Source organism: Trichocoleus sp. DQ-A3 (assembly GCF_039961975.1).
Taxonomy (GTDB): domain Bacteria; phylum Cyanobacteriota; class Cyanobacteriia; order Cyanobacteriales; family FACHB-T130; genus FACHB-T130.
In genome coordinates this window covers 53910-71407 of record NZ_JAMPKC010000008.1, presented here as the reverse complement: position 1 = coordinate 71407, position 17498 = coordinate 53910, and the positions used below count along the sequence as shown (strand labels likewise).

Annotated in this window: 16 protein-coding genes; 6 read left to right on the top strand and 10 right to left on the bottom strand. The window is 46.6% G+C overall.

Annotation, left to right across the window (positions count from 1 at the left end; all coding sequences use genetic code 11):
• Positions 1-48 precede the first annotated feature (48 nt).
• On the top strand, positions 49-852 hold the full coding sequence (tatC, locus tag NDI44_RS14555) for a twin-arginine translocase subunit TatC (protein WP_190412185.1): 804 nt from the start codon (positions 49-51) through the stop codon (positions 850-852).
• Here tatC and NDI44_RS14550 read toward each other — a convergent pair.
• Entirely contained in the window at positions 813-1157 is a 345-nt protein-coding gene (locus NDI44_RS14550; RefSeq protein ID WP_190412184.1) for a hypothetical protein, read from the bottom strand. The genes tatC and NDI44_RS14550 overlap by 40 nt on opposite strands.
• A gap of 230 nt (positions 1158-1387) precedes the next feature.
• Entirely contained in the window at positions 1388-1705 is a 318-nt protein-coding gene (locus tag NDI44_RS14545; protein WP_190412183.1) for a DUF3067 family protein, read from the bottom strand.
• 236 nt (positions 1706-1941) lie between these two features.
• Here NDI44_RS14545 and petC point away from each other — a divergent pair, with 236 nt between their 5' ends.
• Positions 1942-2481 carry a cytochrome b6-f complex iron-sulfur subunit gene (petC, locus tag NDI44_RS14540; protein WP_190412182.1) on the top strand — a complete coding sequence of 180 codons (540 nt, stop codon included), beginning with the start codon at positions 1942-1944 and terminating at the stop codon, positions 2479-2481.
• A gap of 175 nt (positions 2482-2656) precedes the next feature.
• Positions 2657-3646 carry a cytochrome f gene (petA, locus tag NDI44_RS14535; RefSeq protein WP_190412181.1) on the top strand — a complete coding sequence of 330 codons (990 nt, stop codon included), beginning with the start codon at positions 2657-2659 and terminating at the stop codon, positions 3644-3646.
• A gap of 205 nt (positions 3647-3851) precedes the next feature.
• On the opposite strand, the gene NDI44_RS14530 is transcribed toward petA, so the two are convergent.
• The gene (locus tag NDI44_RS14530) at positions 3852-4643 is read right to left on the bottom strand and encodes a cobyrinic acid a,c-diamide synthase (RefSeq protein WP_190412180.1); all 792 of its coding nucleotides are present in this window, start codon (positions 4641-4643) and stop codon (positions 3852-3854) included.
• A gap of 235 nt (positions 4644-4878) precedes the next feature.
• On the opposite strand from NDI44_RS14530, the gene NDI44_RS14525 reads away from it, so the two are divergent.
• Positions 4879-5103, top strand: a complete 225-nt coding sequence (locus NDI44_RS14525) for a hypothetical protein (RefSeq protein WP_190412179.1) — start codon at positions 4879-4881, stop codon at positions 5101-5103.
• A 145-nt stretch (positions 5104-5248) separates the two neighbouring features.
• Here the strand turns inward: NDI44_RS14525 and NDI44_RS14520 are convergent, their stop codons facing one another.
• A complete protein-coding gene (locus tag NDI44_RS14520; RefSeq protein WP_199304812.1) occupies positions 5249-6487 on the bottom strand; it encodes an EcsC family protein in 1239 nt (412 codons plus the stop codon).
• Between the two features lie 210 nt (positions 6488-6697).
• Positions 6698-7462 carry a hypothetical protein gene (locus NDI44_RS14515; RefSeq protein WP_190412178.1) on the bottom strand — a complete coding sequence of 255 codons (765 nt, stop codon included), beginning with the start codon at positions 7460-7462 and terminating at the stop codon, positions 6698-6700.
• 212 nt (positions 7463-7674) lie between these two features.
• Here NDI44_RS14515 and NDI44_RS14510 point away from each other — a divergent pair, with 212 nt between their 5' ends.
• Positions 7675-9264, top strand: a complete 1590-nt coding sequence (locus NDI44_RS14510) for a glycoside hydrolase family 57 protein (RefSeq protein WP_190412177.1) — start codon at positions 7675-7677, stop codon at positions 9262-9264.
• A gap of 11 nt (positions 9265-9275) precedes the next feature.
• On the opposite strand, the gene NDI44_RS14505 is transcribed toward NDI44_RS14510, so the two are convergent.
• Entirely contained in the window at positions 9276-10682 is a 1407-nt protein-coding gene (locus NDI44_RS14505) for a CHAT domain-containing protein (RefSeq protein ID WP_190412176.1), read from the bottom strand.
• A 356-nt stretch (positions 10683-11038) separates the two neighbouring features.
• Positions 11039-12451, bottom strand: coding sequence for a hypothetical protein (locus tag NDI44_RS14500; protein WP_190412175.1), 1413 nt, complete (start codon positions 12449-12451; stop codon positions 11039-11041).
• Between the two features lie 650 nt (positions 12452-13101).
• Here NDI44_RS14500 and NDI44_RS14495 point away from each other — a divergent pair.
• Entirely contained in the window at positions 13102-13935 is an 834-nt protein-coding gene (locus tag NDI44_RS14495; protein ID WP_190412174.1) for a slipin family protein, read from the top strand.
• Here the strand turns inward: NDI44_RS14495 and NDI44_RS14490 are convergent.
• The 3 genes from NDI44_RS14490 to NDI44_RS14480 form a co-directional block, all read right to left on the bottom strand.
• A complete protein-coding gene (locus NDI44_RS14490; RefSeq protein ID WP_190412173.1) occupies positions 13901-15247 on the bottom strand; it encodes an FAD-dependent hydroxylase in 1347 nt (448 codons plus the stop codon). The two genes, NDI44_RS14495 and NDI44_RS14490, sit on opposite strands and share 35 nt — an antisense overlap.
• A 394-nt stretch (positions 15248-15641) precedes the next feature.
• Positions 15642-16097: an orange carotenoid protein N-terminal domain-containing protein gene (locus NDI44_RS14485; protein ID WP_190412172.1), complete on the bottom strand. Its 456-nt coding sequence runs from the start codon at positions 16095-16097 to the stop codon at positions 15642-15644.
• 203 nt (positions 16098-16300) lie between these two features.
• Complete coding sequence (locus NDI44_RS14480) at positions 16301-17074, bottom strand: YebC/PmpR family DNA-binding transcriptional regulator (protein ID WP_190412171.1); 774 nt, start codon at positions 17072-17074, stop codon at positions 16301-16303.
• Positions 17075-17498: the final 424 nt, after the last annotated feature.

The following is a 17498-nucleotide window of genomic DNA, read 5'->3' as shown; positions in this document are numbered from 1 at the left end:
GATGACCCGGATACAATAGTCAAGAAATCTTCAAATCAAACTTGACCGATGACGCTTCCTTCAGAAGTCGATACCGCATCCCAGCTAAATCCAGGCCTGGAGCCGGAATCAGCGAACCGCAATCTAGAAGATGAATACCTTGATGAGCTGCCCGCTGAGATCGAGATGTCTCTATTCGACCATCTGGAGGAGTTGCGGCGGCGGATTTTCTATGCGCTGATTGCAGTTGCCTTAGGTGTTATTGGCTGCTTCCTGTTTGTCAAGCCAATTGTCCAACTGCTGGAAGTACCGGCGCAGGGCGTCAAGTTCCTCCAGCTGGCACCAGGAGAATACTTCTTTGTCTCCATTAAAGTTGCCGGTTACAGTGGCTTGCTCGTAGCCAGCCCCTTTATCCTGTACCAGCTCATCCTGTTTGTTCTCCCAGGACTCACTCGCCGCGAACGCCGCTTAGTGGGACCCGTTGTTTTAGGGTCGGGTGTCTTGTTTGTGGGGGGACTGGCATTTGCCTATGTAGCATTAATTCCAGCCGCTCTGAATTTCTTCATCAGTTACGGGGCAGATGTCGTCGAGCAGCTGTGGTCAATTGACCGATATTTTGAATTCGTGTTGCTGCTGATGTTTAGCACCGGATTGGCATTTCAAATTCCGATCGTTCAGCTGCTACTCGGCTTTTTGGGAATTGTCTCTTCTGGGCAAATGCTATCTGGCTGGCGGTTTGTGATCCTGGGAGCAGCAATTTTGGGTGCCATCCTGACGCCTTCCACCGACCCCCTCACCCAAAGCCTCCTCGCGGGTGCCGTCTTGGGACTCTACTACAGCGGGATTGGCTTAGTTAAGCTGGTAGGGCGCTGAGATCGGCAAAATACGATGCAACCTGGACGAGTTAATTTTTGAACTGCCTCATCTTCGGCTCTCTGGAGTGCTGCTGTATTGGGAATCGCCCTGAATAGCTGCACTCGACGAACCTCAAGGGTGAAATGGCTGAGCTGAACATTTTCAATCTTGTCTTCAGAAACCTTTTCAGATGAAAATACCTTACAAAGCCGAGGGCGAATTGAAACCCTTGGCTTTGCCTTGTCTTGGCTGAAGCGAGCTTGCAAGAGGGTTCGTCTTACACCTTGCCCTTGGATAATTGTGGTGCTGCGGTAAATTTCCATTCAGAAATTTACCCATTCTGCAATGAGTTCGTCAACGTTGATTTGAGAAGTAGGAGCTTCCCAACCCAAAAACCCTCATACATCAAAATCTTTTAAAAAATAATTGACAAAGCACTTGACAACAGGTGTCGTTATTGCGAATCAAAAGATAGTTTAGGTATGCAGTGAATGCGACAATAGTGCCAACAGGAAGCTGTCGTTCTATTGAGTGAGAATCGCACGCACGGCTCCTAAAACTGTTCGAGCATCCACTCCGAGGCTCGCTCGCCTAGGTCTAGGGGGATGCTGACTGCTTTACCGAGTCGAGGGCGATCGCGCGTTTGTTCAATATAATGTTGTACTTGGTCAGCTCCACCCCAAGCATGAAGATACTCGGCGACAGTCTCCAAGTGCGCTATGTAGTCTGCCTCCGACAGCGGGAAAGACGCCTGTTCTAAGTATTTCCACATTACCTGGAGGAAAATTTTGCCCTGAGTCCGCCTGATCTGGATATCGTATGAGCGTCCCCACTTGTCGATCAGGAGTTGGCGAAGGTCTTGTCCTGTCATAGTTTTATCGCAATTACTTTTCTTTACATTTCGTCATAAATGGAGCGCTTCTTAAATTAATGATACGGTGCAAAAGAATGTAATAATACCCTTAGCAAGGCTGTAAACCTTTCTACAAAAGGGTTTGTGGCGAACAGGCTTGCGACTTGCTTGGTATATATTTATTGGGCAAGTTTTAACAAAATCTGGGACTTAGCCCAGGGTTGTTCACATAGCTATACACTCAGACGTTACTCATGGCTCAACTTTCTAGCTCGTCAGACGTTCCCGATATGGGGCGTCGTCAATTTATGAATTTGCTCACTTTTGGGACCATTACAGGAACAGCTCTGGGGGCACTGTATCCCGTTATTAAGTATTTTGTCCCCCCTTCGAGTGGTGGAACGGGTGGTGGTCTAACTGCCAAAGATGCCATCGGCAACGATGTCATTGTGAGTGATTTTTTAGCTAATCATAATCCAGGCGATCGCACCTTGGTTCAAGGCTTCAGAGGCGACCCCACCTACATTGTCGTGACCGAGGAGAAAACCATTGACAATTACGGCTTAAACGCCGTCTGCACCCACTTGGGTTGCGTTGTTCCTTGGAATTCTGGTGAGAACAAGTTTATGTGTCCCTGCCACGGTTCCCAGTATGACAGCACCGGCAAGGTGGTACGGGGACCAGCACCGCTGTCTCTGGCACTGGTTCACGCTACCGTGGCGGAGGACAAGGTTACATTAACGCCTTGGACGGAAACCGACTTCCGTACCGGCGAAAATCCTTGGTGGACATAAGGTCATTAGTCATCGGTGCTTAGTTATCAGTCATCAGTTAGTCGTCATGGGTCATCGGTTATTTGTAACCGACCAAAAACGAAGGATGAAAAGGACAAAAAACTAAGAACGAAACCTAAGGACAAAGAACTGATAGATATTGTTTGAAATTCGACCCAGAATCCCTTCTTGAGAGATGAGAAAAGTTTCTTTATCGGCGATATCCAAAATAGGCAAACAGGCGATTTGCAAAACCGTCCTGGTTGCGATCGCCACCGTGTCAATATTCCTCGCCAGCGATCTAGTCCTTCCCCAATCAGCCAGTGCCTATCCCTTCTGGGCACAGCAAACCTATCCTGAAACCCCTCGCGAAGCAACGGGGCGGATTGTGTGTGCTAACTGTCACCTCGGTGCCAAACCCACACAAATCGAAGTTCCTCAATCGGTTCTCCCAGACACCGTCTTTGAAGCCGTCGTAAAAGTTCCTTACGACACCAACACGCAGCAAGTGCAAGCGGATGGTAGCAAAGGTCCCTTGAACGTGGGTGCTGTGTTAATGTTGCCAGAAGGCTTCAAAATTGCCCCCGAAGATAGAATTCCTGAAGAAATGAAGGAAAAAATTGGGGAACTCTACTACCAACCCTACAGCGAAGACAAAGAAAATATTGTCATTGTTGGTCCCATTCCAGGCGATCAATATCAGGAAATTATCTTCCCCGTTCTGTCTCCCAATCCACAGACCGATAAGAAAGTTTTCTTCGGTAAATACGCGATTCACGTGGGTGGCAACCGGGGTCGCGGTCAGGTTTACCCCACAGGTGAAAAGAGCAACAATTCCGTCTATAGCGCTTCCGTAGCGGGTCGCATCACTTCCATTACCCAAGCTGAAGAAGGTGGCTCTGAAGTCACCATTCAACCAGCAGAAGGCAATGCAGTTGTTGATACAATTCCCGCCGGTCCAGAGCTAGTTGTCTCCGAAGGGCAGGAAGTCAAAGCTGGCGAAGCGCTGACCTCCAATCCGAACGTCGGTGGATTTGGTCAAATGGACGCCGAAATCGTTTTGCAAAGCCCCACCCGGATCAAGTGGTTGATGGCATTTATTGCTGCAATCATGTTGTGTCAAGTCTTGCTAGTCTTGAAGAAGAAGCAAGTTGAAAGAGTGCAAGCTGCTGAGATGAATTTCTAAGTTTGGCGTTGTACTGAATCATTATGAGACAGGCATTTTGCCTGTCTTTTTTTGCGCTCAAAAATAACGTACTTGCAAGCCTCCTCTACCTTTGCAACTTTATGGAGTAGGGAGGTTTCAGTCATCCCAGGCTATAGCATTGCATACCCTGTGCTTGGCTAACGCGATCAACCTAATAAAGTTTTAAGCCCAAAGCAAATTAGGATTATTTAAATACACCTTCTTGTTCATCCTCAAAGATATATTCATAGTCAAAAACTAAAGAGTTGAGATGTCGAATAATTGTAAAACCAAAATGAGTAACTAAATCCGTATTAAAAGTAGCGATAACTAGCTGTATTAACTTCCTCTCCGTAATTACAGGTTTTTGTACAAAATAATTACGTTTGTCAAAAAACCGATTATTAGGACTAGGAACGACGATTGCATTAATTCGATGAGCATGTTGAATTGGTTTTATATAAGTATTTAAAAACTCTTCTTGATTAATTTGTAGCTGGTAGAGTCTTTCATGCTGCAACCAGCTCATTTTAAACATCATTTTAATTAGTTCAAACCCCAAGATGTAGTTAAATACGTTGTTGCGTTCTTCTGAACTTAGAACCAGCCGCAGAGCTGATTCTAAGTACAATTCGGGCTGCCTACTTACATCTTGAGCTGAATGAATATAAAACTGTCTAATATAAATTCTTAAAACTGATTCATTTAAGTCTAACTTAAGGTGAAATTGTGTTAAATAGTCTTGGACTCGTTGCTGAGTATTTTTGTCTTGAAGTCTTTTGGCAACTAAGCCAGTAGCCGTATAATCATCCAGAAATTCGGCTTGCATTTCTGGAGTAGCCGCACACATTAGATGACACAATGACAGCACATAACGGCGCTGGCTCCAAGGCAAGCTTTCCGCCCATTTTTTTGCTTCTGGAGGGAGTTTATCAAGAATACTTTCTGATTCTCCAAGTTCAAACATCGCCGCTATTTGAGAGATTTGTTCAGTCATAACCAAAAAAAATATCAGTAAGTATACAAACCTAATCATCAAGAAATTCAAACAACCGAACACTTCTTAAGTTGAGTTGAGAATTAATTTTTTAAATTTATTTTTACCTGCCTATTTAGTTACTTGGAGTTCCTAAATCTCATCTCTTGTACCAGGAAGCGTTTCCTGCAATGTTTATCCTGCCAGGAAAGAGAAGTAATTCTCTGCTTTGATTACAAGGGAAAGAAGCTGAGGGGTGAGTTTTTCAGATGCAAGAGATGAGGCAATCAAACTTAAACTTATTGATGCTGACGTAGCGCTACAGAATCCAGTCCGAGCAGAGAAGTCGTACCCCTGGTTGCACGCCTTGTTGTTCATCAAAGCTGCAACGCTAGTGCGTGCTTCTTCCCCGGCGCTGGTTTGTTCTCGAAAATTCCACTGTTTCGTCATGGCTAGCAGCGATCGCAGGAGAGAAATTTAGTATCGTCTCCTTCCTAGGATTCCCAGATCAAAAGCCTGACTAACACTCAACAGACAAAAACGCACGAGATTCGTTCCCCAATCTTCGCTTTTTGAAGCAGACTGGGGCGATGAGAGCGATCGCGCACAAGCGTTAGTAGAGTCTGTCAGCCTTGTATCGAACTGGCAATTTTTTTAATTGCTTCTACGTCAACATCAAATTTTTGGGTAATTTTTTCAATGACTTGGGATTCTGCTGGTGTCACTGCGCTATCTAGTTGGGAGATTGTATGGCACTGAGCTAACAGCGGCAACGCATAGTCCCGATTGAGTTGATCTAGAAGCGTATCTAAAGGCTGTTGTTGATTGATGTTATTGGCGATCGCTTCTAGAGAAGCAGGGCTAAGTTTGGCAGCTTGTAACGACGGTAAGATATCTTCCCAAGATTTGCCTGGATGACTCGCCACGATGATATGAACCAGAATCCGATCCATAATCGCTTGTTGCGCGATCGCAGTTTCTAAATACTTCTCGCTTGCTGCCTGAGACTCTACCAGCTTTTCCGTCGATGCCTCAGAATGCAACTGTACCTCATAAAAGCGACAAGCCGCATACCCCAGCGCATAGATCATCGTCGCATTCGCGCTAGCACCGATTGCCGCACCTGCTACTGGCGTCGCTTTTAACAAACCCAAACCCGCCTTAATTGCACGAGAACCGCCCAAAGACAAACCAAAGATTCCCAGCACTTCACCCTTACGCGCGGGATCTTTCAAATCTAATCCATAAGCCGCCGCAATCTGATAAACCATCTCCGACTGCAATAGCGTCGTTGCTGCCAAATCAACCGTCAGCAACGCCAATGCTGCTCCCGGCAACAAGCTAGTCGCCAGTCCCATCCCGCCTCCATAAACCGCTTTCTCCATCATCAGACGATGGGCAATCTGATTCGGTTTTTCGTCGGGATACTTTTGCTGTAGCTTTTGAACATCCGCTTCAGCTTTTACGACATCAACTTGATTGATAATTCCCAGCAACCAATTCGTGGGTAACGCCTTCGTGACGTGCCGCAAAAATGAGTTGTCGCCCACAAAAGTCACTGCACGCCCTGCGCCTTGTGTGGTTTGTTCGAGCAATTTTTGCGCTTGTTTTCCCGCCGCTTGGGCTACCCCAGTCGTCGTTGTCGCCACAGCTTTCCCTGTCTGGAAGGCAGTGTTACCAACTGCCATGCCGACTCCGGCTACTGTTTTCGCCACTGCTTGCCCAGCAGTCGCAACTGAATCGAAGAACGATGGCTTCTTGACATCCGTGGATTGCGTTAAAGATTCCGCATGGTCTGTTTTTGAGACAGAAGTTGAGGAGTTTGCTTCTGTCTCTTCAGACACGATTCCCGGCTTGTCATCCATCGTTTAATTCCTATTGCCCGGTGGGTTTATCTGCGAGCATATCTCTCTCATATTCGATTCCGCCTGTATCGGGGGAAAGAAAAACCGCGAACTTTCAACCAGATTTAAGTCCCCGAAAGGGATTTAAATCTGGTTGGGCAACGCGATCGCCTTCAATCCCCCTCTATGGCAGAAGAGAGAAAGCTCAGCGCGATCACCTTCTATCGATCTTTAGCGGGCGCGAGGCAGATTGGCAGCAGGAGACACCTGCAAAATCCGGCTATCTAGCTTGCGAACCACATCTCCTACCTGCACCGCAGGCTTTTTCCCATTGACGTACATCACCGCTGTTAACGCTCCTGTCGAATTTCGGCGAAAAGCAGCGATATCCATCCGCACAGGTTGCTGTTGTATCTTCAGAGCCAGCGTCATCCCACTAGAAGCATTCCCCAAGTTATTCAGTTCCGGCAGGGGTTTGTATTCTACAACTTCTAGTCCCTGGTATGCTTTGAGTCTCTCCCGCAGTAGGCTCAACATCTGTTGTTGCTTCTGAGGGTTCTGCATTTCTTGCAGACCCGCATCAAAATTAGCTTGTTCGGGCTGATTTGGCATATTTCCAGTGAAGCCCAAAACGATTTGGTAGTTCTCCGGATTAACGAAAGCAAAGAAGTTCTCCGGCTTCATGTTCGCTTGCGTTAGTTGTTGTCTGAGAACATCCAATTTGGAGGCAATCTCAACGGCTACATCCGGTGGGAGTTCCTGAAACCCAGCAGGCAAATCTTCTAAAGTCAGCTTTACCTCAGACGACGCTGGTTGAGTGGTCGGTGCTGGGGAGGCTGCCGGGGAGGCTTCTGAAGCTGGTGCGGATGGAGCGACTTTTGGTTCTGGGGCGGGTGTTTGGACAGGTGCTTCTTGGGCAACAATAAGGGGAGTGGCGAACGTAGATTGAAAAGAGCCACCAACGCAAAGAGCGCCGGTTAACAGGCTAAGTGTCAAAGTTACTTTTTTTAGCACAGGTTGAACTTTACGCTGATTTCAAAACAGAGCAGGCAAATCGATCGTCAATTACCAGGATAGGCGAACCACCACCGGAACTTATTGGGGATACCCGCCGAATGCTGACTCGCTTTCGCCGTAAAATCTTAAAATAAATTCAATTTTGCCCAGCCTGCTTCAATTTCATGTCCATCTAAGACCCCAGAATTACTATGCCCATCGGCTATCTTGCTCTTGTTCTCCATGCCCACCTGCCCTTCGTGCGGCATCCTGAAAGTGACTACGTTCTGGAAGAAGAGTGGCTGTTTGAAGCCATCACCGAAACCTACATTCCTCTGCTGCACGTATTTGAAGGCTTAAAGCGGGACGGCATTGACTTCAAGATCACCATGAGCATGACACCGCCTTTGGTGTCGATGCTGCGCGATCCGCTACTGCAAGAGCGCTACGATGACCACTTAGCGAAACTGGAAGAACTCGTTGAACTAGAAGTTGAGCATAATGCGAATAACGGTCATATTCGCTATCTTGCCGAACATTACGTTCATGAATTTAGCGAGATTCGTCAAACCTGGGAACGCTATGACGGCGACTTGGTAACGGCGTTTAAGCAATTTTTAGATAGTAATAACCTGGAGATCATCACCTGCGGCGCAACGCACGGCTACCTGCCTCTGATGAAGATGTATCCTCAGGCAGTCTGGGCACAAATTCAGGTCGCAGTAGAACACTACGAGCAAAACTTTGGGCGTCCTCCTAAAGGGATTTGGTTGCCGGAATGCGCCTATTATGAAGGGTTAGAGCGGATGCTCGCTGATGCGGGATTGCGCTACTTCCTGACGGATGGACATGGTATTCTCTACGCCCGTCCCCGTCCCCGCTTTGGCTCTTATGCGCCTATCTTTACAGAAACCGGAGTTGCTGCCTTTGGTCGAGATCACGAGTCTTCGCAACAGGTGTGGTCTTCGGAAGTCGGCTATCCCGGTGCGGCGGAATATCGGGAATTTTACAAAGATTTGGGCTGGGAAGCGGAATACGAATACATTAAGCCCTACATCATGCCCAACGGTCAGCGGAAGAATACGGGCATCAAATATCACAAGATTACTGGGCGCGGTTTAGGGTTGGGCGATAAGCAACTTTATGACCCTTATTGGGCGCGGGAAAAGGCTGCTGAACACGCTGCTAACTTTACCTATAACCGAGAGCGGCAAGTTGAGCATTTGCACCACATTATGCAGCGTCCGCCAATCATTGTTTCGCCTTACGATGCGGAATTGTTTGGTCACTGGTGGTACGAAGGTCCTTGGTTTATCGATTATCTGTTCCGCAAGTCTTGGTATGACCAAGGCACGTATCGGATGACGCATTTGGCTGATTATTTACAAGAGAATCCTACGCAGCAAGTCTGCCGTCCTTCTCAGTCGAGTTGGGGTTATAAAGGCTTCCACGAGTATTGGCTGAATGAAACGAACGCATGGATTTACCCGCACTTGCATAAGGCAGCAGAGCGGATGATCGAGCTGGCGCGGCGGGAACCAGCGGATGAGCTGGAGTGGAAAGCGCTTAATCAAGCGGCGCGGGAAGTGCTGCTAGCACAATCTTCTGACTGGGCGTTTATTATGCGAACCGGAACGATGGTGCCTTATGCGGTGAGAAGAACGCGATCGCACTTGATGCGCTTCCACAAGCTCTACGACGAAATCAAAGATGGCAAAATCGACAGCGGTTGGCTAGAAAAAGTCGAGGAAATAGACAACATCTTCCCCGAAATCAACTATCGCGTCTATCGACCTCTCTAATTCATCAAAAATTACCAGGGGCTGCCGACTAAGGTAAAGGCAGCCCAATAGTAGGGGTGCGATAGATTCACGTTCTGAATTCCTGCCAGTTCTGGCGGCAGGGATATCTCCCCTCTAGAACTGTGCAACTGACCATCTTGCCAGCGTACTTTCCCTTGCAACATCCCTATCTGAGCTTGCCTGAGCGCCTCTGCTTTAATCGGCGCAGCTTTCAGTTGCCGATAAAACTCTGTCATCAGCGCTAAGGTTCCTTCATCGCTAACAGACCACAAACTGGCGACAGCAGACTTCGCTCCAGAGTTAACGGCTAACCCCGCAAAGCCTAATTCTGCTTGTTTATCGCCGAGAGCAGTTCTACAAGCACTCAGGACTAACAGTTCCACGGGTGGAGAGTTCCACCGTAATTGCCGCATCTTATCCAGTGTTAGTTTCGCGTCCCATAACTGAACGTAGGAGTTGCTCGGGTCTCCCGGCTCGAAGAAAGCATGAGTCGCCAAGTGAATAATTTTATAAGGTTCTGAGGCGCGTTGCGATTGCAGATTCGCCAGGGTGAATTGTTGGTTTAAGAAGAATTTACCCTGCCATAGCTTTTGCGCGATCGCAGATAACTCCACTGGCACCGCAGGCAAGGGAGTTTGCTCCTTGAATTTTGACGCACCCATCGCCAGAACTTGCGAATTCTTTAGAGAGACATAGAGGGTATCTGTCAATTTGAAGGCAGGAATGCGCCCAATATTATACTTTTCCACCAGAAACTTTTGCCCATCATGGAAAGCTGCCAGCGGTATCGTCCGCAGACCAGCACCCACACAAAAGATTAGCGTGTCTATCTTATTTGTTTTTAAATCTGCCTCCAGTGGCGCAATAATCCACTGATATAACTGCTGCGCTGCTGGCAGATAGCGGGTACTATTCCGATGTCTGGGATCTACGATATTTTCTCTAAACTTTGCCGCTTCTTTGAGCAGGATTTCACTCTTCGCTTGTGGGATGCGCTTGTGAATCGGTTGATTCCCCGGAGTAATCAACACCAGTTCTAGTTGTTTTGCTCTAGGCACTACATAAATTAGAGCAGGCTTTTGACCCGTTTGAACCGCGATTTTGCCTAGAGTATCGGCGACATCCTTTGCTGTAATTGACTCGTCGGAGAAATTGAGCCGAAAGTAATCTTCATATTGTTTTTCCCAAGTTTGCTCAATTTGCGGCACTATATCCGTTAAATTTTCTTGGTCGAAAGCATTGTCTAATTTGGTGGGGGTAGCAGCTTGTGCCAGAAGAATCTTCCCTTCCGCACCAGATACGGTGGCAGTAGTATTGGGTGCTGGAATGATTGCTTGTGCCTGTACCCGTTCTGTGCTGATTCCCACCAGGTGTAGTACTGCTAGCAACAAGCTAACACTACTCACGATTGATTTCATAGCGGCCTCGCTAATTTTGAGATGACTGGAAGATTAAGCTTAAGCGATGCACTTCACGAGTGGATATAGATAGTGTTAGCGCATATTTTTTCGAGTAACAGCAAAGACAGCCAAAGTTCTACTATTTGGGAGCATTTCAATTGTAAAAATTTACATAGAAGGGGTTCTATCCTCTCTTTAAGCATCGCAAATAGGATTTCTCCCTTCCCTTATCTCTCTATTCCCTCGTTTTCCGGAGAGAAGATAAGAAATATAGCAACATCTGAGTTGCGTAGATGCCACTCTCCGGGACACGGCAATACCGTATCCCTAGCTCATTCCAGGCTAAGTTTGAAAAAAACTGGTAAATTCTTAATCTATCGCCGAACAATTTGGTGCAATTGTTCCACTTCATCTAAGATTTTATCCATTCCGGCTTCGGCAATGCCTTTAACGTAGTTAATTTTGATTTCTTCTAACATATCTACCAGTAAAGATTCGATTTCCTTAAAGTTGTCTTTTTTCTGTAATTCCACCTCTAAAGCTTTTCCAAAGTTATCAATTAACCGAGTCGTTAATTCTGTCCCGACTGGATCTTCAACTGCTTTCAGGGCGTTGCTGTAAGCAGTTTGAGATAAATTTTTAGCGAGATTTTCACTAATCTGGCTAGGTAAACGGCTCAAACCCGGAATATTTTGGAATTGCTGAAAAACCGGAAATTGATTGAGACTACTTTCTAGACTGTGATGTACTAAAGCTTCTAAATCAGGCTGAATTTTGGGGAGAACATTATGGACACTGAGGTTAATCAGGCGGGTTGCGATCGCTTGCACCTCATTAGTGTTATTGATATTAATATAGGGGCGGCTATTCCCCGGATGAAACAGCCTGCGTGCGAGATCGCCGCGTTGAATCGCTCCTTGCATTTGGTTAATTACCTGTATCCCCATAATTTCAGTCAATTCTTCAGCGAAGTTAGCTACAAAATCATGGTTAATTTGCTGCCGGACAGGTTCAAAATTTAGTAATTCAGATTGATAGAGGCGAACCGTTACCGGAATAACTCGCAGCCACCGCCACAAGGGTAGCAGCAAAAACAGGTCATACCATCGCCGCAGCATTCCCTGTAGCCAGCTAAAGTTAGGATATTGGCGTCTGATATAGAAAGTGCGAACCAAAAATTCTAGAGCGAATAAAATTGTAAACGGTAAGTCAAGCAACCAAAATTCATCAAAAAATTTTCCATTGATTCCCAAACTGCGATAGTAGTTAGTCTGAATCAGAGGGCGAGTTTCTGTATTAAAGAAGTTGAGTTCTTGCTGCCAACCGGCTTGGGAAAGATAAGCTTGACTCCAAAATTGATTAAAGGCTTGATGGGCAGATTCTTTCCCCACGCGATCGCGCACTTGATTCTTAATTTTTTCTAAAGCACCGCTTTTCTTCGCCAGCGCAAATGGATTATCCTCAATCATTTCATTACTGCGGCTACGCAAGTCCTGTAGCAAGCTTTCTACCTCTGCTGACTCTAGCCCAGTCTGCATCACTTGCTGTTCCAGTTCGTTCACCCGATTGAGATAAGCCTGTGTTTCTCGATGCGGTTCAATTCCTTTAATTGGATCGTACACCTGAATCAGACTGGGAATTTCCCGAAGGTAGAAATCACGCCAGGGGATGTAACTTAGGTCAAACAACACTAAAACAAAGTTGATCGTGGCAATGATTGCCATCAATCTCTCAAACCAGCGGTGGCGGCGGACTGGAGGCTTTCTAATCGCGAGTGTTGATTGCATAAGTCTGTACAGTGAGTCTATTCCTTAAAAAAGTATGGAATTCTCTCGGAAAACTCGCAATCTATACTAAGAAAGTTGACGAATTGGTAATACTTTGGCTGCCATCAGGCAAGATGAATCCGGTTCATCGGGCTTTATTATACTTAAAATTCCTCATAAATCCGGGATGATTGGGGGGTTAGGGGAAACCTCCAGCATCGTGTTAAAAAAGAGTATTGTTATGATTCAGCGATAGTGTACGGAAGGGCTGTTCGCATGAAACGGTATGCCACAATGATTATGTTTTTGGTTATTCCAGTTTTCGACACAGCCAAATTCAGCGTCTAAGACGAGGCGGAAGTGACACTTATCACAAACCTGGACAAAAGTTGTCACATTTGGGCAACCCTTTCATCACAAATCTCCATTAATCAATCGCTAATATTGAAGACATCCGCGATTTTTCAGCCAGTTATAAGTGAGGGGAAGGCTATGAAAATTATCTTAACAATTCGGTGGTTAGTTCAAATAATTGTTTTGCAATTTATTACTTTGTGCGTGGCATCCATACTGCTGCTTTGGTTTGCCAGATCCGGCTGGTAATCAGTATCCTGCTATAACTCTGTCAGCGAGTCTAGAATGGGCTTAGTAACGATTTCCTTTTGCCAAATATGGGCACCACTCTAGGCACACTTTTAGTTTTCTTTTTCGTTCTAGCAGCTTCTGGACTTAAACTAGATCGAGAATACGAACGCGGCGTCATCTTTCGACTGGGTAGAACAAAGGGCGTTATGGGGCCAGGGATGTATTGGATTATTCCCTGGATCGATCAAAAAATGCAGATCGATGTCCGTACCAAAACGGTAAATATTGAACCCCAAGAAACTGTTACGGCGGACAGCGTGACGATTAAAGTAAATGCTGTTCTTTATTACCGAATTCTTGACCCGTCAAAGGCTATCAATCGGGTTGAAGATTACAATATGGCGGTTTACCAAATCGCCTTGACGACTTTACGGAATGTGGTTGGTCAAAATATCCTGGATGATGTCTTACAAAGCCGCGATAAGATTAACACCAAAGTCCAAGAAATAGTCGATGAAATCACAGAACCTTGGGGGATTGTGATTGAACGGGTGGAAATGAAAGACGTGGAAATTCCCCTAGCGATGCAACGGGCAATGGCAAAAGAAGCGGAAGCTATTCGAGAAAAACGAGCCAGGCTCATTAAAGCAGCGGCAGAACAGGAAGCTTCAATTAAGTTAGCCGAAGCTTCTCAAATGATTATGAAAAACCCCGCTGTATTAGAGCTGCGACGCCTACAAATGCTAACAGAAATTGGGGCGGAAAATAACACGACGACAGTGATTATGATGCCGTCCGATATCATGCAAGCCGCAAAGAATTTGACTGCCGGGATCTCGAATGGCAATCAATCCGAGGTACGTCCTTTTCAACCGGAGGTAATTTTTACCGAGAAGCCAGTTCAGGATGACGCCCTCTAAGCCCTGTCATTAGCTGCAAAGCAAAGGTCTTAACGGGACGAATTCGCCGCAGCATCCATAAACCCAAGCGGCGAATTGCCACGACTGGCAACCAATTATTAGAAAACATCCGATCGAGGAAATCGGTAAAGCCTAAAATTGTTAGGTTTTCTTGTTTACGCCAGCGTTCGTAACGTTTAAGTACCTGTATATCCCCGATATCTTCCCCTAAATTATGGGCAGATTTTAAAACTTGGGCGATCGCTGCTGCATCCCGAATCCCCAAATTCATGCCTTGTCCCGCTACCGGATGGCAACAATGGGCAGCATCGCCAATCAGGGCGAGTCGGGGAAGCGTGTAGCGATCGCTTTGCATCAATTGCACCGGGAAAACATAGCGATCGCCTTCTAGTTCTAGACGCCCCAACAGTCCAGCAGTGCGTCGTTCCAGTTCCGCCAAAAACTCTTTTTCGTCAATTTCCTTCAAAGCTTTCGCTTCTGTATGCGGGGCAGTCCAAACAACCTGACAGCGGTTCCCCGGTAGCGGTAGAACCCCCATCGGGCCACTCGGCCAAAAGCGTTCGTAGGCGATATTCTGGTGGGGTTTTTCTGGTTTAATCGTTGCCACCACACAGGATTGCCAGTAATGCCATCCTTGGGTGCGGATACCAGCGGCTTCGCGGATGGGCGATCGCGCCCCATCCGCCGCTACCAGCAAGCGCGTTCTGATTTTGGATGTTTGCTTCTCCTGATCGCCCCCGCTGTTTGAGGGGGGATTGGGGGGGATCTCCGAGGCTTGAGAAGATTGAATTTTAGAGTGGGGGATCTCCCCTCTGACAGCAATTTCGATCTCTACCGCGTCAGCTTGATAGTCTGCACTTACCACTTCCGCCGGACACAACCAAGACACATTCGGGCAATCTCTCAAGCTATCCTGCAAAGCCGTCAGCAGCACCCGATGTTCCGCCCCATACCCTAGCCTTTCTGTCCCTAAATCTTGGGGAGAAAATTGCACGATGCCGGGGTAATCGGCGTCAGATAAGCGAATTTGTTGAAATGCATTGATTTGAGGCAGTATTTTATCCCAAACCCCCAAACCCTCGAAAATGCGCCCCGACATGAGGGATATGGCATAAGCGCGTCCGATGGCAACAGCAGCAGACTGGGGCGATCGCTCAATTAACGCTACCCGCAGCCCAGAATCTTTTAAGGCACAAGCGAGAGTTGCCCCAATAATTCCACCGCCCACAATCGCTAAGTCATAGTCAAAGCCTTGTGGAGCTGCCGATGTCTGCGGCGACCAAATTGTTTGAACGGTCTGTTCCAGCGCCATTGTTAACAAAATTAGTCAAAACAATAAGAATATTTACTATTGTGACGCGAACAGATGGAGCAATCAAGTTGAGAAGCGCGATGTCTAGTAAACAACCGAATCCCCAGGCTCTTTCCTTGCCCTTGGTGGCTGGGGATTCGGTTTTTGGACGCCAACAAGTATTGGGTTAGGGAGAGGACAACACACCGATGCTCTGGATGCAGTTTGGTAGAATAAAAAATTACCCCACTAATTGCAAAACAATTAGTGGGGGATGCATAACGAGGAAGCTTGCTAAAGGTTAGGCATCTGAAGAAGCTTCCTCTTTCTTATTAGCGGTCTCTAGAAGAGGTGTTTTGAAAATCGGTGCAATGTTTAAGACTGATTTCATACTCTCAAAGGGCACAACTTCAGACTACTTAGCACCCATTTCGATTACAGCACTGCGGGTGAAATTAATCCGCTCTTCAAAGTCCAGTTGCTTGATTTGAGCAACAAAATCGTTGGTTTCTTCGGGCAGTTGATAGTCAGAAGGCACCGTAATGATTTCACCTTTGTCCATGCCTTGTGCTAACCGGAGCCACACATCCAGCTTAGAGCTAGAACTTACAGCTTTATAGGCACGGCTAATATCAGTATCGGCTCGTGAAGCGATGTCGCGTTGCGCCTGTAGCTGTTCTTCCTTGGGCATTGCCAGGATTGCATGGTATAAGGCGGCAGCTTCTTCTTGGGCAGAAGTGGCATTTGCTGGTGTCAGTTGGTCTTTGATGTCGAGGTAGCCGAACCACAGGATGGCAAGCTGAGTATCTACATCAAAGCCCTGAAACTTTTGTAAGGCTTGTTTGCTGGTGTCGTTGGTAGTAAATGTCATTTATGAATCTCCGATTGTTTTGCTTTAATGACAGCTCAGGGAACTGAGCCGCTGAAACAAGTTCGTTTTGCCTCAATATTAAGATTTAATAAGCTGGCGACCGGAGATTAACCTCGCTTAAGACAGAGATAGCGATCGCGCCTGAAGACGGATGTAGAGACACGCGATCGCTCTTAAGGCAGGGAAAACAGAATTCCCATCAATTAGCCATTCACTAAACTCAGAGACATCAGCTCATCCGCCATCTCGAAGTTAGCGGTAACGTTTTGCACATCATCGAGTCCTTCTAGGGTGTCAATCAATTTGAGGAGCGATCGCGCCTGCTGTGAATCGCCAACTTCCACCGTATTGTTAGGAATCCAGCGTAGTTCCACCTCGGTGACTTTAAAGCCTTTCTCCTTTAAGGTTCGCTCTAGGTTCTCCAAATTTGCCACAGAGGTAAACACGTCGGCTCCCTCCGTATCCTCCTCCTGTGTCAGTTCGTAGGACTCAGCACCCCCTTCCAGGGACGACTCCAATAGCTCCTCTTCGTCAACCACTCCTTGCAGGATACAGACACCTTTCTGCTCAAACATCCACGAGACGCAGCCGGTTTCACCGAGATTACCGCCATTTTTGCTAAAAGCCGCTCTCAAATCAGCGGCAGTACGATTGCGATTATCGGTGAGCGCTTCCACCAAAATCGCCACGCCGCCGGAACCATAACCTTCGTAGCGAATTTCTTCTAGCTGAGCGCCATCCGCTCCCCAAGTCCCCGCACCTTTTGCGATCGCTCGTTCAATATTCTCATTCGGAATCCCAGCCGCCTTCGCCTTATCAATCGCCGTGCGGAGTTGAAAATTACCTGCTGGGTCTGGTATACCACTGCGAGCTGCCACAATAATCGCGCGAGCTAGCTGGGTGAAGGTTTTGCCCTTCACTGCATCCACTCTCGCCTTCTGACGCTTAATATTTGCCCACTTACTATGTCCAGCCATAGACTGAAATTATTTATACGATCGTCCAAACATAGGATAAACAAAAATCAACCGTACTTCATACCAAGCCTATCCGCTTAGGAGGATGTCTGAAAAGTCATAATCGAGACGCTTAAACGGTAGAGATCCCCCTAAATCTCCCGATAAATTGGGGGCCTTTGAGAAACTTATCCCTTCTTTTTAAGGGGGACTGGGAGGATAAAATAAAGTTTTGACACTTCTCAGACATCCTCTTAATCTTGTTTCTATACCCTGCGTAGCCAATAGCTAAAGCTTTACTTTAAATCAATCAAGCAGATGTTTTAGTTTAAGCAAGAAAATTATAAGTGTAAAAAATATTTGCAAAAACCAATTGTTTTTAAGCAAAAAGATGGCTTTTAGTCGCTGATGATGAGTATTTTAAAGCTGTTTCGGTTCAAAATTG

What these genes read in the sequence shown, in the direction of transcription:
- NDI44_RS14495 (WP_190412174.1), top strand. Translation starts at nt 13,102, where the DNA reads ATGGGCACCACTCTAGGCACACTTTTAGTTTTCTTTTTCGTTCTAGCA.
- tatC (WP_190412185.1), top strand. Translation starts at nt 49, where the DNA reads ATGACGCTTCCTTCAGAAGTCGATACCGCATCCCAGCTAAATCCAGGC.
- NDI44_RS14485 (WP_190412172.1), bottom strand. Translation starts at nt 16,097, where the DNA reads ATGACATTTACTACCAACGACACCAGCAAACAAGCCTTACAAAAGTTT.
- NDI44_RS14480 (WP_190412171.1), bottom strand. Translation starts at nt 17,074, where the DNA reads ATGGCTGGACATAGTAAGTGGGCAAATATTAAGCGTCAGAAGGCGAGA.
- NDI44_RS14550 (WP_190412184.1), bottom strand. Translation starts at nt 1,157, where the DNA reads ATGGAAATTTACCGCAGCACCACAATTATCCAAGGGCAAGGTGTAAGA.
- NDI44_RS14545 (WP_190412183.1), bottom strand. Translation starts at nt 1,705, where the DNA reads ATGACAGGACAAGACCTTCGCCAACTCCTGATCGACAAGTGGGGACGC.
- NDI44_RS14505 (WP_190412176.1), bottom strand. Translation starts at nt 10,682, where the DNA reads ATGAAATCAATCGTGAGTAGTGTTAGCTTGTTGCTAGCAGTACTACAC.
- NDI44_RS14530 (WP_190412180.1), bottom strand. Translation starts at nt 4,643, where the DNA reads ATGACTGAACAAATCTCTCAAATAGCGGCGATGTTTGAACTTGGAGAA.
- NDI44_RS14510 (WP_190412177.1), top strand. Translation starts at nt 7,675, where the DNA reads ATGCCCATCGGCTATCTTGCTCTTGTTCTCCATGCCCACCTGCCCTTC.
- petA (WP_190412181.1), top strand. Translation starts at nt 2,657, where the DNA reads ATGAGAAAAGTTTCTTTATCGGCGATATCCAAAATAGGCAAACAGGCG.
- NDI44_RS14500 (WP_190412175.1), bottom strand. Translation starts at nt 12,451, where the DNA reads ATGCAATCAACACTCGCGATTAGAAAGCCTCCAGTCCGCCGCCACCGC.
- petC (WP_190412182.1), top strand. Translation starts at nt 1,942, where the DNA reads ATGGCTCAACTTTCTAGCTCGTCAGACGTTCCCGATATGGGGCGTCGT.
- NDI44_RS14490 (WP_190412173.1), bottom strand. Translation starts at nt 15,247, where the DNA reads ATGGCGCTGGAACAGACCGTTCAAACAATTTGGTCGCCGCAGACATCG.
- NDI44_RS14520 (WP_199304812.1), bottom strand. Translation starts at nt 6,487, where the DNA reads ATGGATGACAAGCCGGGAATCGTGTCTGAAGAGACAGAAGCAAACTCC.